Annotated in this window: 13 protein-coding genes; 4 read left to right on the plus strand and 9 right to left on the minus strand. The window is 44.2% G+C overall.

The window, feature by feature from the left end; genetic code table 11:
• Positions 1 to 30 precede the first annotated feature (30 nt).
• The 3 genes from GM612_RS01910 to GM612_RS01920 form a co-directional block, all read right to left on the minus strand.
• Complete coding sequence (locus GM612_RS01910) at positions 31 to 1,497, minus strand: UbiD family decarboxylase (RefSeq protein ID WP_155430702.1); 1,467 nt, start codon at positions 1,495 to 1,497, stop codon at positions 31 to 33.
• Positions 1,498 to 1,596: 99 nt separating this feature from the next.
• Positions 1,597 to 2,466, minus strand: coding sequence for a LysR family transcriptional regulator (locus GM612_RS01915; protein ID WP_173021194.1), 870 nt, complete (start codon positions 2,464 to 2,466; stop codon positions 1,597 to 1,599).
• 230 nt (positions 2,467 to 2,696) lie between these two features.
• A complete protein-coding gene (locus GM612_RS01920; RefSeq protein ID WP_246147489.1) occupies positions 2,697 to 3,113 on the minus strand; it encodes a GNAT family N-acetyltransferase in 417 nt (138 codons plus the stop codon).
• A gap of 695 nt (positions 3,114 to 3,808) precedes the next feature.
• Between GM612_RS01920 and GM612_RS01925 the strand changes: the two genes are divergently transcribed.
• Entirely contained in the window at positions 3,809 to 5,089 is a 1,281-nt protein-coding gene (locus GM612_RS01925; protein WP_155430705.1) for a D-alanyl-D-alanine carboxypeptidase family protein, read from the plus strand.
• A 249-nt stretch (positions 5,090 to 5,338) separates the two neighbouring features.
• Positions 5,339 to 6,616 (plus strand): homoserine dehydrogenase, encoded by a 1,278-nt coding sequence (locus GM612_RS01930; protein WP_155430706.1) that lies wholly within the window; start codon positions 5,339 to 5,341, stop codon positions 6,614 to 6,616.
• Between the two features lie 355 nt (positions 6,617 to 6,971).
• On the opposite strand, the gene GM612_RS01935 is transcribed toward GM612_RS01930, so the two are convergent.
• Both GM612_RS01935 and GM612_RS01940 read right to left on the minus strand, forming a co-directional pair.
• A complete protein-coding gene (locus tag GM612_RS01935; RefSeq protein WP_155430707.1) occupies positions 6,972 to 8,300 on the minus strand; it encodes a C1 family peptidase in 1,329 nt (442 codons plus the stop codon).
• Between the two features lie 64 nt (positions 8,301 to 8,364).
• Positions 8,365 to 9,537, minus strand: a complete 1,173-nt coding sequence (locus tag GM612_RS01940) for a multidrug effflux MFS transporter (protein WP_155430708.1) — start codon at positions 9,535 to 9,537, stop codon at positions 8,365 to 8,367.
• A gap of 223 nt (positions 9,538 to 9,760) precedes the next feature.
• On the opposite strand from GM612_RS01940, the gene lepB reads away from it, so the two are divergent.
• Positions 9,761 to 10,342, plus strand: coding sequence for a signal peptidase I (gene lepB, locus GM612_RS01945; protein WP_343031754.1), 582 nt, complete (start codon positions 9,761 to 9,763; stop codon positions 10,340 to 10,342).
• Positions 10,343 to 10,469: 127 nt separating this feature from the next.
• Here the strand turns inward: lepB and GM612_RS01950 are convergent, their stop codons facing one another.
• The 4 genes from GM612_RS01950 to GM612_RS01965 form a co-directional block, all read right to left on the minus strand.
• Positions 10,470 to 10,673 (minus strand): hypothetical protein, encoded by a 204-nt coding sequence (locus GM612_RS01950; protein WP_155430710.1) that lies wholly within the window; start codon positions 10,671 to 10,673, stop codon positions 10,470 to 10,472.
• A gap of 236 nt (positions 10,674 to 10,909) precedes the next feature.
• The gene (gene spxB, locus GM612_RS01955) at positions 10,910 to 12,670 is read right to left on the minus strand and encodes a pyruvate oxidase (protein ID WP_155430711.1); all 1,761 of its coding nucleotides are present in this window, start codon (positions 12,668 to 12,670) and stop codon (positions 10,910 to 10,912) included.
• 729 nt (positions 12,671 to 13,399) lie between these two features.
• A complete protein-coding gene (locus tag GM612_RS01960) occupies positions 13,400 to 14,161 on the minus strand; it encodes an acetoin reductase (RefSeq protein ID WP_155430712.1) in 762 nt (253 codons plus the stop codon).
• Between the two features lie 388 nt (positions 14,162 to 14,549).
• Positions 14,550 to 14,906, minus strand: a complete 357-nt coding sequence (locus GM612_RS01965) for an iron-sulfur cluster biosynthesis family protein (protein WP_155430713.1) — start codon at positions 14,904 to 14,906, stop codon at positions 14,550 to 14,552.
• A 162-nt stretch (positions 14,907 to 15,068) separates the two neighbouring features.
• On the opposite strand from GM612_RS01965, the gene GM612_RS01970 reads away from it, so the two are divergent.
• On the plus strand, positions 15,069 to 15,572 hold the full coding sequence (locus GM612_RS01970; protein ID WP_155430714.1) for an acyl-CoA thioesterase: 504 nt from the start codon (positions 15,069 to 15,071) through the stop codon (positions 15,570 to 15,572).
• Positions 15,573 to 15,609 lie beyond the last annotated feature (37 nt).

The raw sequence follows: 15,609 nt of genomic DNA on the forward strand, positions 1-15,609 counted from the left end.
CAAACCCCCTTCTGTCAAATCATGATGCTTTTACTTCAAATATTCTTCCCAATTAGTCATCTTTTTAAATGGTGCCCGCTTGAACTTATCTCGCATGTTATATGGAACGGTGCCATCCAAAACTAACTTAGAACTCATACCGCGAATCCGGATCCTTGCAGGGTCATATTCAGGCAGTTCTGAAGGGTCAAGTGGGTGGTTACGCATCCCTTCCAGTACCATAATGTCGCGGTCAGCCTGAAAACGGGTATTGATCGTCCACATCACATCGTTCCAGTCAAAGATATCAACGTCTTCGTCGACTAGAATCACGGTCTTGAGTTCTTTAAATGCAGAGAAAGCCAATAGGGCGGCTTGGCGTTGAATCCCTTCATCCGCTTCGTCATCCTTATGAATCTGCATGATGGTCATCAGTTTACCGCCACCAGCTGGGGCGTTATAGACGTTCTTGACTTTGCCCGGAATGGCCCGATCAACTAAGTTCAAAATGGAAGCCTCAGTCGGAATCCCGGCCATCGAAACGTGCTCTTCGGAAGGACCAATGGTGGTCTGGACGATCGGTCGGTCTTGACGGTGGGTCACCGCCTTGATCTTCACAACGTTGACAGCCGGGTTAGCAACGCCGTTATAGCCTGGGAATTCAGGCATCGCAAAACCCGTATTAGTATTAATATCTTCTTGCATATGGGTGTTAGGTTCGATCTCGCCTTCAATGATCCATTCAGAGCGGGCGATCCCTAACTGATCAACGGTCGTTCCCTTGACCAATTGCACTGGTTCGTTCCGCAGAGCGCCAGCGACTTGAAGTTCGTTGTAGCCTAGCGGTGTTGTCGGTGGCTCAAAAGTGGCACCGATGGTAATGGCTGGATCTAGCCCAATATTGATCGTAATCGGCATCGGCTTATTTTGTGCTTCGTATTCCTTTAAAAAGGCACCTAAATGCCGACCACCAGGCATAATGTACATGCCGATGGTGTCCTTATCTTCAAGCACCATTCGGTGAATCGTCACGTCACTTTGCTTGTTGTCAGGACTGGATCCATAGACGACGCCCATGGTAATGTAAGGGCCTGCATCCTGAGGTGTATTTGTCGGCGCAGCTAAAATTTTTCGAATATCAAAGTTCGGGTCACTAGCTTTCATCACCACTTCTTGAGCCGGTGCTTGATCCTTTGAAACCTCTACCGGTGATACTGGATGGGTCACTGCGTCATTTAATAAATGCCCCAATGTTTTGTAATCGTGGTGCAAAATCATACCCACCCGTTTTCTGGAGGCAATCGCACCAATTAATACTCGGCTATCGGGAAATCCTTTGACGTTATTAAACATCATTGCAGGACCCTCTTGGGTGGGTCGTTCAACGGTGCCACCAGCACCAATGTAGCGGTAAACACCTGCCAGATCGGCATCCGGGTCAATCTCCTTATCCGTTTCGTGATACTGGCCAGAATGGGTCTTAAGTTCATCAATTACCTTACGCAAGTCATATGCCATTTTTTATTCCTCCAATCGGTTTGATTATCTTTATCATGCAATTATTGGTGACTAAAAACAATTCAAATTAATTCGCGTATCATTCCATATTGGAATATATTAAGGCTGAATATACGACCAAAATAGATCACTAGCCGGTGTATGGTGATCCTTCCGCCGCATAAAGACGAGTTGACTAGTCTGACCCGGTTCAAGTGGGACGGTTACGATTCCTGATAGGTCAGCAGTATTCAATGATTTAGCCATCATGATCGAAACCCCCATCCCTTGGCTGACCATTCCAAGGATCAAATCAATGCGTTCACCCTTATAGACCACTTTCGGTTTGATATTTGCCTTGGTCAGCAGCGTCATAACAGGCTGATATAAGTTAGTTGTCTCATCCAGCATTAAAAAATGGTGCGTTCGTAACCGATCAATGGTAATTTTTTCGGTGTCCGCTAGCGAATCGCCCTTTGGCATCACGACAACAAACCGGTCAGTGTCAATCACTGCTGTGTCATACTCTGGCTTTGACTCGCCAAACAGACGGGTAAAAATAACGTCACTTTCGCCTTGATTCAAAGACGGCAATAACTGCGGGGTCTCTGACTCTGCAAAATGAAGGTCAATCTTGGGGTACGCATGAGTGAACGAAGCCATCAAATTGAAGGCTTTGTACTGAGCAATTGAGGGAATGCTATGAATCGTTAATGCCATGTTACGGCTTTTTTGCTGGCGATTTAATTCGGCCATCATGGCGTTTTGGGACCCCAAGATCTCGCGAGCAAACGGCAAAATTGTTTGACCTGCCCAAGTCAATGAGATTTGACGATGACTGCGGTCGATGAGTTGCACATTCAGTTCCTTTTCAAACGCCATGATCTGCTTAGAAATAGTTGCTTGCGTTGTGTAGCGATGGGCAGCAGTCTCCGTATAACTCAGCGTTTGAGCTAAATCAACAAAGGCTGCTAACTTATTTGTGTCCATTAATGTCACTTCCTTAAACATTCCTTTTAGGCATATTTTAGCACAGACGCTGCTCATTTAAATCATCGTAGAAAATCACTGATGAGCGATTAAGAACAAAGTACTCTGAAGCTCTTCAATTCAAAAATAGGGTGGCACCATCGAATTTCCCCCTTGAAACACGTCTGGTACCACCCTATTTAAATTAAATTTGAGCTCTTAAATCCACCGCTCAGATCAGCTGACTGGTCTTAGGAAGCCGAATTTTGCACGGTATCCATCAGCGTGTAATTAGCCGGGACAGCAATTCGATCCTCACGTCGAATCACAAAGCCTTCATGGTCGTAGAATCTCAGCGCTGCCTCATTTTCAATGACGCATTTGAGTGTTAATGGCTGATCGGCTTCTTGCCGCAAGGCTTGGATCAAAGCATGACCGACACCACGGTGCTGAAATTCGGGTGCAACGAATAGCAGGTGAATAAAGTCCATGACCCGGTAAAGGGAAGCGAACCCAGCGATTTGGCCATCGAGAACGGCAACGAACAGCGCTTCACCCCTGGAATCATGGGCGAAATCCTTCAGTTTGGGGTGTGCCACCCACGGAAAATACAGTTCGCGATCACGCCGATAGATTTCAGCGGCCGCCCGTCGATCTGCTCTTTTCATTGTTCTAATTGTTATTGACGTACGTGTCATCCCCCTTTTTAGAAAGCATTATATCACGAGTGAAAAAATAAAAAGAAAGTTTAGTCGACTTAACTAGTTCTAAAAAAGGGCATTTCAGTAACTCTGTCTTTTAGTTATTATCAGAAAAATCTTTGGCTTTAAAAAATTAGCCCCATAAATCAAGTCTTACTCAAGCTGATTTAAAGTCAGATGAAAAACGAAGTTTATTATTTCTAAATTCTTACTTATTCATCGAATTAGAAAATAAATATACATTATATATATTGACTTATCAGCTGTTAAAAAAAACGGGGTTCCGAGTTGAATTAGCCTGCTTTATGCGTTATAGTATGGGCATACCAAATAACCTAATAACCAATCTATGTTCCCTTTATTAACCACTAAACTGGCTAGTAAAGCGACTTTCCATGAACGATCGTCCACCCAGACGACCGTTTTTTTTGGTGTTTGGTAAGCACTTTTGTACTGATATAAATATTTACTAATACAAACCATTTTATTCAGCAACTTTATTAAACATTGAAATTAAATGCTGGCTTTCATTTTGAAAAATAATAATTTTTCAATGATAAAATTTTACAAATGTTACCGAATTTTTGGGATAACTTAACCGTTTCTTTGCTCTTTCCAGTAATCTTTTCTGCTATACTTATTTCATCTGTGTGTGATAGGAGATGGACACCATTCAAAAACCACAAATTCGTCGGCGCTGGACCAGCATTTTAATCGCTCTAACTTGCATGTTGTTGGCCTTTGCACCTGCTAGTCCGAGTTTGGCGAAAACAAAAAAATCAAGTAAAATGAGTAACTACACGAAAGTTAAATCTGCTTATGTGATGGATGCCAAAAGTGGTCAGACGCTTTACGAAAATAACCAGGATAAAAAACTGCCCATTGCCAGTTTATCTAAAATGATGACCCTTTATTTAACGACTCAGGAAATCAAACAACACAAATTAAAGTGGACGGATAAAGTTGCCGTCGGTCAAAATTTGATCAAAATGAGTAAGAGTTACAGCCTGGGTTCTTTTAAAATCAAACGTTCCAAACAGTATACCGTTAAACAACTGTATCAGGCCGCATTAATTGCGTCATCTAATTCTGCTGCAATTGCTTTAGGCGAAGCCGTCACCGGCGGTAACAACGCTAAATTTATCAGTATGATGAATCAGCAGGCAAAGGATTGGCACATCGATGCGACTTTTGTCAGCAGTTCTGGTCTGGATAATACCGACCTGAAGCATTACGGTCTGCAATTACCAAAAACGTCTGGCAAAGCCCAAAACATGGTCAGTGCAAAAGCTATCAGTATCGTTGCTCAGCATCTAACTGCAGCTTTCCCACAAATCACCCAGTGGAGTGAAAAAGCGACTTCTAAAATTGATAATCAAACCTTGGTTAATGCCAACGCACTGCTAAAATCAGGCACTTATTATCGTGCTAGCAATCATCTCACCGGTCTAAAAACTGGTTACACAGAAAACGCGGGGCTGTGCCTCACTGTGACGTACTGGCGACATGGCCGGAAACTGATTGCCACAATTATTGGCAGTAACACCGCCTTTACTGCAATGAACGGGCTAATTACGCACGTGGACAAGACTGTCAACGCAACTGACGTGACGGAAAAGCCACAAACTTTCAAGCTTGATGGGCGTCAAATAGATGCCCAACCAGCAACTGGTAAAGCAACTGTTTGGTACCGAAAGAATCAAGACCCAAAGAAGATCAAAATCACCAACACCCTAACCGCCTCAAAATTACCAGTTAAAAAGGGTCAGCAAGTGACGATGACGCGGTATAACAGTACTGGTTTACCTAGTCAGACAAACCAGGGTGAAACGGCGACTAAAACAGTAACCAAGCCGGTTGCCAACCAAGGCAATGCTGGTGGCCGAAACTGGTTCAGTCAGTTCTTCTCAGGAATTGATAAAATGTTCTCGCATTTATTTTAAAATCCACTGTATTTCGCAAATGACGATCGTTTTTGCGTAGGTGCGACAAAATCAAAATCTGGCCATCTGAATAAAGCGCGTCGCAGATTCCAAACTAGGAATCCACGACGCGCTTTATTTACATTCTGGGATCTAGTCAAGTTTTACAGATTCTTAAAAATGAGAAATCACCCATAAATTTCACAAACATCTCATGATATTTGATATACTGACAGTTAAAGATTTTAACTAGAGGAGTTTAATCAAATCATGGATGATATTAAGATTGGCCTCGTTGGCCTTGGGACTGTTGGCAGTAGCGTCCTAAAAATGATCACGGAAAATCAAGATAAGGTGCAAAATATCACTGGGCGACGGCTCAACGTCAAAACAATCGTCGTCCGAAACATTGCTAAGCACCAAGACCAGGTACCCGAAAACGTTAAATTGACCACTGAGCTAGCAGACATCGTCAATGACCCAGAAATTAAAATCGTGGTTGAAGTCATGGGTGGCTTGCATCCGGCAAAAGAGGTCATTACGCAGTTACTGAATGCCAAAAAACACGTTGTAACTGCCAATAAGGACCTGATTGCTTCAGCTGGTGAAGAGCTGGCTGCTCTCGCTCGTGCTAACCACTGCGACCTCATGTACGAAGCGAGTGTCGCTGGTGGGATTCCAATTCTGCGGACCATCGTCACTAGTTTTGCCGCGGACCATATTACCGAAGTTAAGGGAATCGTTAACGGCACCACCAACTATATTTTGACCCAAATGCAGCGGCGTAATTGGACCTACGATCAAGCGTTAATGAAAGCGCAGGAACTTGGGTTTGCCGAGTCCGATCCCACAAACGATGTGGAGGGCATCGACGCTGCCTACAAAATGGTTATCCTAAGCCAATTTTCATATGGGACGCACATTAAACTAGCCAATATGAAAGTGGAAGGCATTTCAGCAATTCAGCAACGTGACGTGCTTCAAGCGGACGCATTTGGCTACACGATTAAATTGCTAGGTATCTCACGACGAATCAACGGCGGTGTATTTGCCGAAGTCGGTCCCGTTCTCGTGCCCAAAGACCATCCGCTAGCCACCATTAATAACGAAAATAACGCCGTCATGGTAACTGGTGAAGCGGTTGGCGAAACCCTGTTTTACGGGCCTGGTGCCGGCGGTTTACCCACTGCTAACAGCGTGTTAAGTGACATCGTTTCCGTAACAAAAAACATTGTGCTGGGAACCACCGGTAATTCTTTCAACAATTATCAAAGCGATATTGGCCGCGTAGACCCCAACGACATAGTCTACGCCTACTACCTGTCCCTTCAGATGCTAGATGCTCCCGGACAAATGCTAAAACTAACTCAAATCATGACCCAGATTGGGGCAAGTTTTAGCCGCATTGTTCAAACTAAAAACGATGATCAGACAGCTCGCGTCGTCATCATCACTCACAAAATGTCCAAAGCTCAGCTGGCTGATTTCAAACAACAGTTAGCTGCCGTGGATACAATTTCACTTTTGGGAAGTTATAAGGTTCTTTAGGTTCCTTAGGTTCCTTACGTAAATAAATAGACAGTGGTAAGCTTGCTGATTGGCTTTGCTCATCACTGTCTATTTGCGGTCGTGGTTGAATTTTGGATTTTTTTACCAGTTTGGCGCTTTGATTCTCGATTGCCGAAACGTGCTGCTCAAGGCAAGGGACTATGTGGAAGCTAGCTCTGGCATAAATCCAGACCCGGGATTTTTGCCAGATTTAGCGCTTTGATTCTCGATTGCCTAAACGTGCTGCTCAAGGCAAGGACCTATGTGCAAGGCAACTTCGCCACAAATCCAAGCCCAGGATTTATGGCGAAGTTGCCTTGCACGCCGGTCCTTAACCGCCTTGCTCCGCACTCTGCTACATTAACGGATCCCACGGTTTTAACTCCACTGGTTTGTGCTTTAAGATATTTTTCTGTTCTTCCGTGAGATACTTCTTATGCACCACTACCTCATACACGAACTGATCCATCCAATCATCCGTCATCACGAAATAGCCCTTTTCGCCATTCTTTTCACCCCACGAATTTTCTACCTTCCAGCGGTTAGGTTTACCTTCCACCAAATTCACTCCCGTCAACGTCATCGCATGCGTCACTTCCGCTTCATGATACGCAAACCGATCCGCCTTACTCAAACTTAAATCAATCCCAAACAACTCCGACTTGCGATATAACTTTGCGTCCAAGAAACCCTGCTCTCGACTCATCTGCTGCAAGACATCATTACCAAACCACACCGTTTCGCCATCCTGCAATTGGGCGATGGCCGTCCTTTTCAACTCCGCCATATCCACATTCAAAAACCGAATCTGCTTACCGCCCGCCACGTTTTCTTGACTTGCCAAACGATACAGTTCATTCAACGGTTTATCAGGAGAATTCGTCACGACAACATAATCATCAAGGTCAACATCAAATTGCTGCTGGTAGAATGCCTGCGGTGTCAATCCTGCTTCACGGTGCAGTTTTTTGTCATTGTCGCGATACTCCAAATCAAAGGTTGCCGGCGGCTCACCAAACGAATAGGCTGCCATCCGATAAACTTCGCCAACCAGTTCGTGCCGCTTCTCATTGAGTGCATCAGCACTAGCGCCATCCGCTACCATCTGACGTAAAGCAACGGCGTCTCTGCGCATTTTTAACGCTAAGGTCGTCGCAAATGCCATTGTGTGGTCGGTATTATAGGTTTCTGGCATGGCGTAAGCGGGCATCACACCATACTTTTGGACCAGCGCTGCGGCCATGGCCCACTGACCACCATCGCCCCCAGCCATTTTGAGGTAAAAGGCAACTTCGCGGTCGTTAGGCCCCTTATCAGCCGTTTCAATGATGTGCTGATAAAACATGTTTGCCCGTTCAACTTTGTCCCAAAAGAAGAGGTAGTTCTGCGATAGTTCAAAGTTTTTCACATTGTGCTGTTTTTCAAACTGATGTCGCAACGTGTTAAGTAACGAGAATTCCCAGCAACGGCCACTCTGTTTTTGATTAGTAACCGTTCCAGTGTCCACCTCAACCGAAAATTCCCGGTGAAGCCGCACTTTGGCGGCTGGATCAGTTGCCGCTGCGTTGATACCATTGGTCATGACAGCCCGACTGATCACCGCTGCATCAGGGCGCTGATTGAGCACCTGATGATACTTTTCAAAATCATGCTTAGTTAGTTCTAAAGGATCTGTATTGATCATACCAATGTCCCCCTGTTTCATTTTTAAATTTACCGTTCATTCTACTGCATTTAACCGAGATTCGCTATTCAACGTTTCGGTGCGAGAGTAACGTCGCAACCAAACTGTACAAAAATATTAAACCGGCCATTGGCGCGTAACTCGCCGAGCCAAAAAGCCCAACTAACGGTGATGAAATCCCGCCAAAGGCATTTTGCGATAGCCCGACCAAAGCTGATGCACTGCCGGCGTTTTTCGGTGTCTGGTTCATGATGATCGAGGTGGTCAGCGTTAAGAGTAGGCCAATGCAAAGGACCAAGATCCACAGCAAGCCCGCGACGGCAAGTAATGAAAAATGCAGTACTGACCCAATCAAAAGCACCAGACTGTCCGCAATCACGCAGGCTAGCCCAACTTTAACCTGCTTGTATTCAGAACAGTGATTTAATCGGCTCGGCAAAGCACTACCAATCACTATGCCAAGGCCGTTTAGCGCGTACACAAGGCCAAAACTCTGCGCCGACATATGAAATAATTGCTGGTAAATAAACGTTGATGCTGAGATATAGCTGAACAAGCAGCCATACACCACACCAGTAATAATAATATTACGCAAGAACCCGGGCATTTTGACAAGGCTCCCAAACGATTTAAAAGTGACAAAGAGGGGTCCTGTCAGTCGCTTATCAACTTTCAGCGTTTCAGGAATACCAACGATGATCAGCCCTGCCAAAATGACTCCAATAATACCAAGTAGAATAAAGACGCCTTGCCAGGGGACGTACTGAATCATGTAGCCACCAAGAATGGGGGCAATAATCGGAAAAACGCCGTTCACTGCATTCAATATTGCGTAAAAATTAGTCAGTGCGTGACCACTAAAAAGGTCGCGAGCCACAGCCCGTGACAGTACCTGACCACTAGCACCGGCTAGACCTTGAATAAACCTCAAAATAATCAGCATGGCAATGGAGTTGGTCCAGGCAATCAGAAACGACGCCAGGCCAAACACCAAAAAGCCGATCATCAACGGCCGTTTGCGCCCGAAATGGTCACTTAGTGGGCCAAAAATCAGCTGACCAGCAGCCAAGCCCAACAGGCAGGCTGTCAAACTAAGCTGGATCAGAGAAGCTGACGTGTGAAACTGCCTCATCATCTGCGGTAATGCTGGTAAATACAGGTCAATAGAAAGCGGTCCAGTGGCGCTTAGTGTTCCTAAAATCAGGATAAAACGAAGTCGATGTTGCCTTTCAGACATATCTTGTGTCGTCCTTTCTAAAGTACTCATACATATCATGATACGGAAATTTCAAATAATTACTAGTGAAACAAATTTAACAGTCAGTTAACAATTGTGAAACATCGGCTTCAATTGTTGCCACGGATAGGTTAAAGAGAGTAATATGAGGTGTATTTAATGCGCATCACTATCTTGGGTTGCAGCGATTCGCGAACCCAGCTTGGAAGGGAAATTAAAGGCTGTGAAATTCTTCAAGGAAATTATCGTGCCAGTAGCGATCGGACTCGTACTGGCATTTCTATTAAAAGCGTTTGTGCTATCACCGGTTCGCGTGGACGGACCGTCAATGGAACCCAATTTAACCAATAATGAGCGGGTCTGGATGTTTAAACAGGCTAAGATCAAACACCTGAGCGTAATCGTTTTTGACGCCCATGGTGAAGATCCAGAGGCCTCAGCTGGTACCGATTACGTCAAACGGGTTATCGGTCTGCCAGGCGACACTGTCTCTTTCGTCAACAACAAGCTATACGTTAACGATAAGGTGGTTAATCAAAGTTTCATTAGCAACAGTGAGGCCACCAGCGGAACTGGCTCTCGTAACTGGACGCTGCAGTCTTTGGCTAAGCAATACGGCTGGGGCAAGCACGTGACGGTTGTGCCAAAGGGTAAGTACTTTGTCTTGGGCGACCACCGAAGCGTTTCTAATGATAGCCGTTATTGGGGATTCGTTAAGAAAAGCAAGATTGCAGGCGTGGTTAAAGTGCCGTTCTGGACTGGGACAAAGACGCAACGCGCAAACGTTAATCAGTTGGGTTATTAAAAATGCACAGTAGGTAAATAGCGTCGTAGATTCCAACCAAGAATCTACGACGCTATTTACTTACTTTTTGGGACCTAACCGAGTTTTGTCAGAGCCACTTTTATCTGCATTTTAAATTCCATTGTTACTAGCTGCGATCCTGATCCCTTTTCATTTGATTAGAAACCTTGGCAGCTTGATGGCGCTGACGATCCATACTGCGCTGTTTTGACTTGATATATTCAGTAAAAAATTCCCCATAGTCAAGCTCGTGGCTGTTAACGCTGTCCGCTGAAACAAAGTGGTGCGAACTGCTATGCCCGCTGCTATTTTGACCAAACCAATGTGCCATTACCGTGCCCTCCTCCAAGTAATGAGAATCTATCTAAGCGTATGATAACAGATTGCTGGATACGGAACAAGACGGTTAATGACCAGTGAGTATGATTATTCTACCGTGTTATCGCCATCTTGTTCCATACACTTAGTCGATGTGCGCTTTAGAGCGAATTCAAATACAGCCGCAAACTCCAAAATAGCTTGGAGTCTGCGGCTGTATTTGCCATCCCTAATCAGTAGTTATATCGCTTACTTTTCATCGCCCTGGGCGCGGAGTAATTCACCTAATGAAGGCTGCGTCTTTGGATCAATGTGGTACTTCTCTGAGTAAGCTTTCACAGCGTCAGCACCATAGAGCTTTTCATCAAGTGGCATAAAGGCCGTGGCAATCGGGTCATCCGGCTTGATATAAGCATTGATAACGATTGGCTTCTTGTTGCCGTTAGCTTGAAGGTCCTTAACCTTGTCAAATACCTCTTTGAGGTCCGCCTTCGTCCGAACGGTAAAGCCAATTCCGCCGAGTCCTTCTGCGACCTTCGCCCAGTCAGCATCGGTCAAATCAACGCCGTAGAAATGCTGCTTGCTTTCAGCTTGCTCGTAGTAAATGAAGCCAAAGCGACTGTTTGAAAAGACCACGTTGATAACTGGTAATTCGTAACGAGCTTCCGTAATAATGTCAGGAGCAACCATTGCAAAACCACCGTCACCAGACAGTGACCATGCCTGGGCATCAGGGACACTGAGCGCGCCAGCTAAGCCGCCAGGAAGACCGAAGCCCATAGTCGCAAATAGACCAGAAATCGCAAAGCGCTGGTTCTTGTTCATTGGTAACCCACGGACGCCCCATTCAGAAACGTTCCCGGTGTCAACGGCATAGGTATCATTTGGACCAGCTAATTCAGCGATCTTCTTGGTCACCGCCTCGGGATTCAAGCCCTTACTGTCATCTTCAGCCTGTTCATCCAGCCACTTGTCCCAGTTAGCCTTGTTTTGCTGATTAGCTTTCAGCCAAGTGTCTGCCGGACGGGTCTCACCGGTGGTAATCATATCTTTCAAGTAGCTCTTAGCATCTGCAATCACGGCATAGTCAACGTCGACCGTCTTGCCGATGTCAAATGGGTTCGTGTTAACTTGGATGATCTTCAGGTCCTTTGGCCAGAAGTTCGCAAATGGAAATTCTGAAGCTAAGAACAAGATCAGATCAGCATGTTGCAGGGCTTCGAAACCAGATTTAGCACCCAGACGACCAAATGTACCGATAAAGTTCGGGTGGTCAGTGGCAATAACTCCGGTTGCTGGGACTGTGTTCATCACTGGAATGTTGAATTGCTCAGAGAACTTCGTCAGTTCATCTCGGGCACCCAATAAACCGCGCCCAGCATAAATCAATGGGTGCTTAGCGTCTTTAATCATTTGAATGCTATCAGAGATCGCTTTAGGGTTAACCGTTTGTGAATAACTGTTGGTCACGACTTTAGGCGTCTTTGATGGTTCATAATCAATTTCTTTAGTTGTTAGATCTTCAGGAAGGATAACGACAGCCACACCGCTTTGACGATAAGCCTCACGGATGGCCTCGTTGATGACATATGGAATCTGTTCCGCAGTCGTAACGGTCCGGTTATAAACTGAAACATCAGAAAACATTGGTGTTTCGTCCATTTCTTGGAAGAAATTAGTGTTCATCACCGGCTGAGCGACTTGACCAACGATGGCAAGTACTGGTACATGGTCCATCTTGGCATCATAAAGGCCGTTGAACAGGTGGGTGGCGCCAGGACCAGCTGACCCAAAGGCCACCCCGATCTTGCCAGTAAATTTGGCATCAGCAGAAGCAGCAATCGCGCCGACTTCCTCGTGGCGAACCTGAATATATTTCACCTTATCTTGTTCCAAATACAGTCCTTCAACTGTATGGTTGATTGAGCCCCCAGGAATTCCATAAATATGGTCGACGTCCCAATCTTCCAAAACCTTAACTAATGCTTGTCCTGCCATCATTTTTGTCATCTTAATCGCACTCCTCATCAGTAATAGTAAAATTAATAACTATAAAAACTTGCCTAACGATGAATAGTATAGGAGCATCATTTTGAAATGTCACGCAAAGATACTTACTTTTTGTAAGTTAATTATTTCACATGAATTCGCTTTCATTTACCAGCCTAAAATCGCTTGTTAAAGGCGTAGCTAATTTCAATATATGACATTCGATTTACTGGCTTGAAAGTCAATTTTAGGCTTTAGAATTCAAATAAATCGTCTGTGAAAGGGGTTTGTGGGTTTATGGATTTTTGAATCTTAGACGGCAAAAGGTAATGGTACAACGTAGCTGGAACCGTTCATGATATTCGGCAAAAACTAATATTTTAATATTAGGAGAAGCCAAAAAGGATCACCACAGATTTTGAACTTCACGGATTTAGTGTTATATTAAATTTAATCGTAATTTATCAAGCAGCAAGCGGCCATGAACCTGCACGGGTTCATGGCCTTTTGCTTTACCTTAGCTATTCAACCTTGAAGAGAAGTTATTTCATCACACCCTCGGTCCACGGTCAGATCGGATATGTTTCACATGAAACATTTACAAGCTCATTTAAAGATTTTTGTTTAAAAAAAGAAAACCGCAGTGAGCATGCCACCGCGGTTGATTCGTTGCTATTTAGTTTGATAAGGTCATTGGTCCATTATAAACTGTAAAATTTCCAATATAATGATGCGCTCCGGCTTCCTACCCTATGCGTATTGAATACCACCGTCAACCATGATCGATTGGCCAGTAATGTAATCAGATTTGTGATCAGCTAAGAACGATACCAAGTTGGCTACGTCGGCTGGCTGTTCACCACGGCCTAATGCAATACCGTCAATGTACTTCTGAAGTGTTGCACCTGATGGTACGTTATAGATCTTAGCCATTTCAGCATCGATTTGATCCCACATTGGTGTCAAAACGATCCCTGGGCAGTACGCGTTGACCGTAATCTTATCCTTGGCTAACTCTTTAGCAGCGGCTTGCGTTAAGCCGCGAACTGCGAATTTGGTAGCTGAGTAGATACCCAGTAATTCAAAACCTTCGTGGCCGGCAATGGAACAGGCATTGATGATCTTACCACCGTTCCCCTGTTTCTGAAATTGCTTAGCAGCAGCTTGAATCCCGTAAATATCGCCCTTGACATTAACATTGAAAATTTGGTCGACGTCTTTTTCTTCAGCGTCGATCACAGCACCGATCTTTGCAATGCCGGCATTGTTAACCATGACGTCTAATTGACCGAAGTCTGAAACAACTGAATTAACTAAATCAAATACGCTTTGACGATCTGAAACATCAACGTAGTAACCCTTTGCACCATTACCAATTTCTGCAGCAACTTTTTCAGCATTGTCCTGCTTTAAATCCGCTACAGCAACCGTTAAACCGTCTGAAGCTAATTGCTTAGCAATTCCTTCACCGATTCCTTGACCCCCACCAGTAACAATCGCAATTCGTGCCATAATATTGCCTCCTTATACTTGGTTAAACAACATGTTACCGTTTACATTAAATCATTTTCAAATCTTGATAACAAGCAATTACATCAACTTCAAACATATTTTTTGATTCGTCAGATATGGCCCAGTCCATTCTAGAAATTAAGAGTCAAAAAATAGGGTCATATAACTTTTATCGATAGAAATATTACTAGAAATTATTTATCAAAAAGAAAAGCCTATATGCCGAAAAAAACATTCCACAAGGCTTGTAATAACACCAATTTACCAGTAAACAGAGCCCCTAAAAAAACTCCAGGAAAATGCTACTTTCAAATCACTTTGCCTGGAGTTCATTTATTTAGAACAGTTTTCGCATTTTTAATAAAATGATCTAATGAGAATGATTATTTCATTTTCGTTCGTCAACAATTTCAACGTTTTGGTCAATTTCTTCACTGTTATCCGAGAGAATCAGTGTTTGATACTTCGGCTGTAATTTCAAATTCATCTGGTCAGCCAAAAACCGGCTGGAATAAGATTTGATATACATCGGTTGGAAATTCGTCTCGATCTCTTCATCATAATCGTCAAAGGGTTGATCATCGTTGATCAGTACGATTTGAAATGAAACCTGCAGGGCAACTAAACCATGATGAGAATATGGGCCTACACCGTCATCATAGCTTAAAAGCAGTCGAGTATGGTCATTCAAGTGCGGCTTAATTTTAGCAATCGCCTCAGGTGAAATTTCAAGGTGTTTTGTCATCCCTATCATCCTCTTTCGTCTTATTTTGAGTACATTATGCGGGGATTAGATACAAATTACAATTAAAATGGTTCGAAATATCGCAACATTTGAAACCGCTTTAAATCCCTGTGTAATTATATGTTAGAATAATCTTAACGATTAAATATTGGAGGTCTCAGCATGAGCGAACGTCAACTAACTTGTCACGATACACTATCCATCACTAACCACCGGGTATTCAGTTCTGATCTGAATGAACACGATACGGTCTTTGGTGGACGCATTCTTTCCATGGTCGATGACACCAGCTCAATTGCGGCTTCCCGCGCGGTGCGTCAAGTGCAAGTCACAGCTACGATGGATCACATGAACTTTATTGCGCCGTTTGCGATGCAGGATGCCATGGTGATCGAATCCTACGTCACCGGAACAAGCCATCGCTCCCTGGAAGTCTTTGTGAAGGGGTTGGGTGAGCATTTATTGACTGGTGAACGGTTTGTCGGTTTTACCTGCTTTGTTACCTTTGTTGTCCTGGCTAACCCAGCTAATCCGGCGTTGCCAAAAATCATCCCAGAAACTGATGAAGAAAAATTCATCTGCAGTGGATATGCCGATCGCATTGCTCAGCGAAAACTGGATCGGGATTATCAAAAACAATTATCAAAACATTTGAACCTTGACTAAAACACCCAAGGATTGTAAAAGGGATCCAGCCGTACTA

Origin of the sequence: Secundilactobacillus folii (assembly GCF_009720675.1) — a bacterium.
GTDB lineage: Bacteria > Bacillota > Bacilli > Lactobacillales > Lactobacillaceae > Secundilactobacillus > Secundilactobacillus folii.